Annotated in this window: 8 protein-coding genes; 4 read left to right on the top strand and 4 right to left on the bottom strand. The window is 64.7% G+C overall.

The genetic code is table 11. The annotated features are described in order from the left end of the window. The coding region (locus IVB32_RS22185; protein ID WP_247411437.1) for a pyridoxal-phosphate dependent enzyme at positions 1-609 on the bottom strand (609 nt) is incomplete at its 3' end. 163 nt (positions 610-772) lie between these two features. Between IVB32_RS22185 and IVB32_RS22180 the strand changes: the two genes are divergently transcribed. Then, on the top strand, positions 773-1,237 hold the full coding sequence (locus IVB32_RS22180) for an Lrp/AsnC ligand binding domain-containing protein (RefSeq protein ID WP_247369145.1): 465 nt from the start codon (positions 773-775) through the stop codon (positions 1,235-1,237). 6 nt (positions 1,238-1,243) lie between these two features. Here the strand turns inward: IVB32_RS22180 and IVB32_RS22175 are convergent, their stop codons facing one another. The 3 genes from IVB32_RS22175 to IVB32_RS22165 are packed head-to-tail and all read right to left on the bottom strand — an operon-like array spanning position 1,244 to position 5,008. Then, on the bottom strand, positions 1,244-2,548 hold the full coding sequence (locus IVB32_RS22175; RefSeq protein ID WP_026232412.1) for a citrate-proton symporter: 1,305 nt from the start codon (positions 2,546-2,548) through the stop codon (positions 1,244-1,246). Positions 2,549-2,573: 25 nt separating this feature from the next. Then, positions 2,574-4,031, bottom strand: a complete 1,458-nt coding sequence (locus IVB32_RS22170) for an NAD(P)/FAD-dependent oxidoreductase (protein WP_018452870.1) — start codon at positions 4,029-4,031, stop codon at positions 2,574-2,576. After that, positions 4,028-5,008 (bottom strand): LysR family transcriptional regulator, encoded by a 981-nt coding sequence (locus IVB32_RS22165; protein ID WP_018452871.1) that lies wholly within the window; start codon positions 5,006-5,008, stop codon positions 4,028-4,030. Before IVB32_RS22165 ends, IVB32_RS22170 begins: the two co-directional genes overlap by 4 nt. Positions 5,009-5,094: 86 nt before the next feature. Here IVB32_RS22165 and IVB32_RS22160 point away from each other — a divergent pair, with 86 nt between their 5' ends. The 3 genes from IVB32_RS22160 to IVB32_RS22150 all read left to right on the top strand — a co-directional run. Then, complete coding sequence (locus IVB32_RS22160; protein ID WP_039798756.1) at positions 5,095-6,252, top strand: PLP-dependent cysteine synthase family protein; 1,158 nt, start codon at positions 5,095-5,097, stop codon at positions 6,250-6,252. Beyond that, positions 6,249-6,737 (top strand): hypothetical protein, encoded by a 489-nt coding sequence (locus IVB32_RS22155; RefSeq protein ID WP_018452873.1) that lies wholly within the window; start codon positions 6,249-6,251, stop codon positions 6,735-6,737. Before IVB32_RS22160 ends, IVB32_RS22155 begins: the two co-directional genes overlap by 4 nt. Continuing rightward, the coding region (locus IVB32_RS22150) for a peroxidase-related enzyme (protein WP_247411436.1) at positions 6,737-7,270 on the top strand (534 nt) is incomplete at its 3' end. The genes IVB32_RS22155 and IVB32_RS22150, both read left to right, overlap by 1 nt.

Genomic DNA, 7,270 nt, shown 5'->3' with positions numbered 1-7,270 from the left:
GGCATGGGTCGAGCCGGTGACGGTGCAGACCACGATGTAGTCGAACTTGAAGCCGAGTTCGGCTTCCTGCTTGCGCACTTCCTCGGCGAAGCCGACATAGCCGAGGCCGCCGAATTTGTGCACGGAGGCGCCGGCGGGAATCGCATAGGGCTTGCCGCCCGCCGCCTTCACCTCCTCGATCGCGTCCTCCCAGCTCTTGCGGATGCCGATGTCGAAGCCGTCGTCGACCAGGCGCACGTCGGCGCCCATGATGCGCGACAGCATGATGTTGCCGACGCGGTCATAGACGGCGTCCTCGTGCGGCACCCAGGCCTCCTGCACCAGGCGGCACTTCATGCCGATCTTGGCCGCGACGGCCGCGATCATGCGGGTGTGGTTGGACTGCACGCCACCGATCGAGACCAGCGTGTCGGCGTTCGAGGCGATCGCGTCGGGGATGATGTATTCGAGCTTGCGCAGCTTGTTGCCGCCATAAGCGAGGCCGGAATTGCAGTCCTCGCGCTTGGCATAGACCTCGACATTGCCGCCGAGATGCTTTGACAGCCGCTCCAGCTTCTCGATGGGCGTCGGACCAAAGGTCAGCGGATAGCGCGCGAATTTTTCGAGCATCGTCAGGTCATCCCGATTGGCGTTAATGTCTCCAAAAATGCTAGCATCGCTCTGCAAAAAGGTGCTTTCAAATATTGCGCCTCTATTGCGGATGATCTTGCGATAATGGACGAGATGTGTGGTATTCCTTTCGGACTAGGTACTAAGAACGGAAGCTTCTTCCATGTCCGCTCGTCTTGATCGTGTCGACCTTAAGATGTTGCGATTGCTGCAAAATAACGGCCGGCTCAGCAACGCCGAGCTGGCCGAAACCGTCGCCATCAGTCCCGCCACCTGCCATCGCCGCACCCAGCGCCTGTTCGAGCACGGCTTCATCGCCGCCGTCCGCGCCATCGTCGCGCCGAAGAAGGTGGCAAAGGGTACGCTGGTGATGGTCGGGGTCGTGCTCGACCGTTCGACGCCGGAGAGCTTTGCGATCTTCGAGCAGGCGATCACCAGGCTGAAATTCGTGCTCGACTGTCACCTCGTCGCCGGCGACTTCGACTATTTCCTCAAGATCCGCGTCGGCGACATGGAGGACTTCAACCGTATCCACGGCGAGCAACTGATCGCGCTGTCCGGCGTGCGCCAGACCCGCACCTTCTTCGTGATGAAGGAAGTCGTCGACAACGCGCCGCTGGAGTTTTGAGCGGCCTCACAACGCTTGTTCGACGATGCCGTCCGCGACCTGCTCCCGGCCGGCGTCCTCCGGCCGCATCGCGATCACCGCGATCAGCCCGAGGCCGACGCCGATCATCACATAGAAGATCGGCGCCAACGGGGAGCCGGTGAGCGCGATCAGCCATGTCACGAAGAACTGGGCAAAGCCGCCGAATACCAGCACCGCGACATTGTTGACGATGGCAAGCGCGGTCGAGCGGACCCGGATCGGGAACAGCTCGACCAGCGTGGTGCAGTAGACGCCGAGGAAGAAGGCGCTGAAGCAGCCGATGACGACCTGGGCGACCAGGAGCTTTGCGATCGACGGCTCGGAGATCACCCAGCTATAGAGCGGATAGAGCGAGACGAAATAGCCGATGAGCGAGACCAGCAGCAGCGGCTTGCGCGGGTAGCGGTCGGAGATGGCGCCGGCAATGGGGACGACGATCACCATCACGATCGCCGCGATCATCTGAACCAGGAAGCTCTGCATCAGCGGCAGCTTCAGCACCTCCTTGGCGTACGTCACGGTGTAGCCGAAGGTGACGTAGAACGACACGGCGCTCGCCACCACCATGCCCATGCCGATCAGGAAATTGCGGCCGGGATTCTTCAGCGCGGCGATGAAATCCTCCTTGTGCACCGTCGCCATGCTGCGCCGGGACGCTTCGGGCTCGATGACGCTGGCGCGCATATAGAGCAGGATCGGAACGATCACGAGGCCGACGAAGAAGGGAATACGCCAGGCGCCGGCGGCAAGCTGCTCCTGCGTGAAGGTCAGCGTCAGGGCGGCGCCCAGCACTGCGCCGAGCACGTTGGCCATGAGCTGGCCGGCGATCTGCCACGAGCCATAGAAGCCGGTGCGGCCGGGAGGCGCCGCTTCGATCAGATAGGCGGTCGAGGTACCGAACTCGCCGCCGACCGAAAAGCCCTGTAACAGCCGCGCCAGCAGCACGATCAGGGGTGCCCCAATGCCGGCCGTGGCGTAGGTCGGCGTCAATGCCAACAGCGCGACCGACAGCGCCATGATGCCCATGCCGAGCGTCATCGCCGCTTTCCGCCCCTTGCGATCGCCGAAATAGCCGAGCACGAGGCCGCCGATCGGTCGCATGAAGAAGCCGGTGCCGAACAGCGCGGTCGTCAGCAGTAGCGCGTTGATCTCACTGCCCGGAATTTTCGGGTCGACCGGAAAGAACAGGTTCTTGATGACCGGTGTCATCAGCGCGAACACGGTGAAGTCGTACCACTCCATTGCGTTGCCGGCGACCGCGGCCACGATGGCTTTCCTGTTCGTCTGCATCTCTCGCTTGCCTGTCCGGTTGCGCCTATTCGGCGAGTTGATGGGTGGCGTCGGCATCCTGCCATTCGTCGCCAACGAGTTCCGGCGTTGCGAAGGCCTTGAGGTTGGCGAAATGAATCTCGCGATCCTCGACGAAGAGGCGGCGGACGATGCCGCGCGCGAGCCGGTCGGCGCCCTCGCTGATCGCGGGAATATCGCCGGAAAGCTTTCCGTGGCTCAGCGTCGCCGGATAGTTGAAACAGTGCAGCCGTGCCAGCATCGGGCAGGCGCCTGACTGCTTCTCCAGGAACTGAAAGCTGTCGCCGAGGTCGGGCGAGTTTTCCAGCTCCGCATTGTCCATGCCGTCAGGCGTCGGGAAGCGGTCGCTCCAGAAGCGGATATGCGGCGCAAACGCGGCAAGCTCGTCGCGCAACGCGAGGTCGACCTTGAAGCCGGTTCCGAAGATGATGAAGTCGGTCGCATAGCGGCCCTTCGGCGTCGTCACCATGAGATGATCCTCTTTGACGACGAGATCATCGATCGGACTTGCGAGATGGAAATGCGCCTGCGGATAGGCGGAGACGCGCAGCACGCTCTGCCGCGGCGGCGGCGTCTGCGCTTTCAGCGTGTGATCGAGGAAGCGCCATTTCCAGTCGTCCGTCAGGCCGGCAAAGCCGTGCACGACCCCTTGGCTGCCGATACCGGTGAACTTGTTGACGCGCGGGATGTCCGCGCGCCGGATGAAGAGGTCGAGGCGCGCGGCGCCCGACTCCAGCGCCATCGCCGCGTTGTCCATCGCGGATGCGCCCGCGCCGACGACGGCGACGCGCTTGCCGCGGAGCTTTTCGAAGTCGATAGGATCGGCGGAATGCGCCCAGAAGCGCCGGTCGATGCCGTCGGCGAGCGGCGGCACGTAAGCGCCGCCGAGGCCGTCGCGCCCCGTCGCCAGCACGACATGCCGGGCGAGAATGTGTCGCGACGTGCCGCTCTCGCTGATGTCGAGAGCGAACAATTCATCGGGGCGCGCGTGGATACGCGCAACCGAGACCCCGTTGCGGACCGGCAGGCCCAGCACTTTGCGGTACCATATCAAGTAATCCATCCATACCGTGCGCGGCGCGCGGTCGAGCGCCTGCCACGCCTGCTCGCCATATTGCGCTTCGTAGAAGGCGCGGAAGGTCAGCGCCGGCATGCCCATCGCGGGGCCGGTCAATTCCTTGGGCGAGCGCAGCGTCCGCATCCGCGCGAACGTGACCCAGGGACCTTCCTCGCCTGCGCACGCGCGGTCGAGCACGAGCTGGTTGTCGACGCCGAGACGCTTGAGCATGGCGGAGGCGACAAGGCCGGCCATGCCGGCACCGACGATGACGACGTCGAAGACACCCTCGCCATCGACGACGCGGCGGGGCACCCATGACTTGGCGGGCAGTTCGAGCCAGGCCAGATCCTGCTTCAGGCGCGCTTCAAGTGCCCCGAGGCCCGCCGCACCAGGTGTCATCGTCATGAGGAAGCTTTCTCGAATTGACTGGTTTCGTCGCCGGCCTCGGCTAGCGCGGTGGCGCCGCTATGCAGCCTTGCGCCCGGCATCAGCGCGACCGCGGCGCGCAGTGCGCCGTTGAGTGCGGCAACCGTTGGCGTCGGCTCGCGCCCGGTCGGCGCAATCGCGGCGAACAGGAACGAAATGGACACGTCCAACGGCCGGGTGACGACGCCTTCAACCGGCAGGCTGGACGTCAGCACCGGCTCGACCACGGCGATGCCGAGCGACTGCTTGGCCATGGCAATCGCCGTCAGGGAAGCGTTGGTATCGATGACCCCAGCGGGCACGACACCTTCACGCTCCAGCGCCTCCTCCACGCGGCGGCGAAGCCGGTAGGGGTTGGCCATCGTCAGCAGCCGGACGCCACCAAGGTCCTTCAGGCGAATGACCTTCTTCTTCGCCAGCGGGTGATCCAACGCGAGGCACGCAACGCACGGCACCTCGCAGACCCACTGCACGTCGAGCCCGGGATGCTGGATCGGCAGGCTCGCAAGACCGAAATCGACCGACTGCGACAGCACCGATTGCACCACATTCTCGGCCGAGAGCGCCTGCACGTGGATCTGGCTTGGTAGCAACTCGCGTTCGAGCGCTGCGAGCGCAGCCGGGACGAAGCCGGCCGCCAGCGCCGGGATCGCCGCCAGGCTGAGCACGGGAAGCGCACCCGCGCCGATCGCGTTGGCGCGCTGGCGGATGTGCTTCAGGCCCATCAGAAGCCGCTCGACCTCGGCATGAAACAAGACGCCTTTCGGCGTCGGGCTGATGCGCGGGCCATTCCGGGTGAACAGGAGATAGCCGACGTCAGCCTCGAGATCCTGGATCTGACGCGTCGTGACCGGCTGCGAACGGCCGAGCAACCGTGCCGCACCCGTGATGCTGCCGGCCGACATCACGGCGGCAAAGGCCTCGAGAAGGCGAATGTCGATAACGTCCTGGTTCATGGTCTGGTGCCCGCATTATGCGAATATAGAATGAACAATATTTCTTGATGTGCAATAGGCATTATGAGAAGTTGAGGGTCATGTCGATGGAGCCGAACCCCTTTCGCCACCACAATCCGGCCGGACCGGCCTATCGGCGCGGCTGGGTCGATGAGGCCGTGGCGGCGATCGAGGCCGACCAGTGCCGCACCGCCGACACGCATCTGATCCGGCTGATCGTGCCGGCGCTATCAGGCATCGACATCTATCTGAAGGACGAGTCCACGCATCCGACCGGCAGCCTGAAGCACCGGCTCGCGCGCTCGCTCTTCCTCTACGCGCTCTGCAACGGCCACATCCGCGAAGGCACGCCCGTGGTGGAAGCCTCGTCGGGATCGACCGCGGTGTCGGAAGCCTATTTCGCACAGATGATCGGCGTGCCCTTCTATGCCGTGATGCCGCGCACGACATCGGCGGAGAAGATCGCCGCGATCGAGCATTATGGCGGCAACTGCCATCTGATCGATGACGGTCGTGCACTCTATGCGGAAGCGGCGGCGCTCGCCGCCCGCCTGAACGGCCACTATATGGACCAGTTCACTTTCGCCGAGCGCGCCACCGACTGGCGCGGCAACAACAACATCGCCGAATCGATCTTCACGCAATTGAAGGGCGAGACGCGTCCGTTGCCGGACTGGATCGTGATGGGGGCGGGCACCGGTGGCACCTCGGCCACGCTCGGACGCTATTTGCGCTATCGCCAGTACCCGACGCGGCTCTGCGTTGCCGATGTCGAGCATTCCGCCTTCTTCGACTGCTTCCGCTCGCAGGACCGCTCCCATGTTTGCGAGCGGCCTTCGCTGATCGAAGGCGTCGGTCGGCCCCGCTGCGAACCCTCCTTCGTGCCGGGCGTCGTCGATCGCATGATGAAGATCCCGGATGTCGCAACGATCGCAGCGATGAACGTGCTGTCGCGCCGGCTCCGCCGGCCAGTCGGCGGCTCGACCGGCACCAATTTCCTGGCGCTGTGCCGCATTGCCTCGGAGATGAGCAGCGCCGGTCAAACCGGATCGCTGGTCACGCTGATCTGCGATTCCGGCGAGCGCTACCGGCAGACCTATTATGATCCCACGTGGCTGAAAGCTCGCGGCCTTGATCCGATGCCGATCGAGGCTGCCCTGTCGGCGTTTCTCGATACGGCGCAGCCGCCGGCGCTCGCCGTCGAGGACGTCGCCAATCCACAGAGCTCGCGGAGCAATGCTTGACCACGCTGATCGAAACCATTGTCGGCGTGCCCGCGGCGTCGCGGCTCGGCCACGCTCTGAACGCCCGCACCGAGATTTTGCGCCTCAGCGAAGCGGCCCATGACGCGGTGCTGCTGCCGCGCGAGCCCGGCGGTCTGAGCCACGGCTTGCGGGCGGCACTCGCGGCGCGGATGTGCCGTCATGTCGGCGACGGGGCGCTGATCGCGCATTACGAATCCTACCTGGCGCATTCGAGCGATCTTGATTTGGCCGTGCTCACCCGGCCCGGCGGTGTGTGCGGCGATCCTCTTCACGATGCCATGGCCCGCCACGTCGATCTGCTGACGCTTTCGCCGCGCGAGGCGACGCGACAGGACATTGCGGCGCTGAAGGTGGCCGGCGTCAGCGAGGCCGATATCGTGCGGCTGTCCGAGCTTGGCGCCTTCGTGAACTACCAGCTGCGGGTCCTGGCCGGCCTCAGGCTCCTGAAAGAGGTCGAAGCCTGATGAGCGAGGTCGTCCATAGCTTCACCACCACGGTCCCGACCTGGTCGCCTTATGTCACGCCAGTCGAGCTCGCCTCGGCAACGCCCGAGCAGCTCGCGGCGATGAAGGTCACCCCCTCCAACAAGGGCGTCTCGCCTTACGTGCTGACGCTGGCGCATGACCCGGAGTCGCTCGCGGTGCGCTCGCCGCTGTTCAACCTCATTATGTATGGCAAGGACGGCCTGTCCCCGGCGGAGCGCGAGCTCGGCGCGCTGAGTGCCTCGGTCGTCAACCGCTGCATCTATTGCGCCGCCGTGCACGCCTCACGCTTCATCAATTACTCCGGGCGCAAAGAGGTCGTCGAGGAGATCTTTGCCGACGAGCGCGATGCCACGCTGGAGACGCGCCAGCAGGCATTGTTCAATTTCGCTACAAAACTCTCGACGACTCCGATCGAAGCGAGCGCAGACGATGCGCACGCACTTGGCGAGGCCGGGCTGAGCGAGCTTGAGCAGCTCGACCTGGTGCTGTCGGCCGCGATCTTCGGCTGGGCC

The sequence above is a fragment of the Bradyrhizobium sp. 23 genome, assembly GCF_023073295.1.
In the GTDB taxonomy this organism is placed as follows: domain Bacteria; phylum Pseudomonadota; class Alphaproteobacteria; order Rhizobiales; family Xanthobacteraceae; genus Bradyrhizobium; species Bradyrhizobium canariense_D.
Note: the sequence above shows the minus strand (reverse complement) of the source record. Positions and strands in the feature narration are given on the sequence as shown.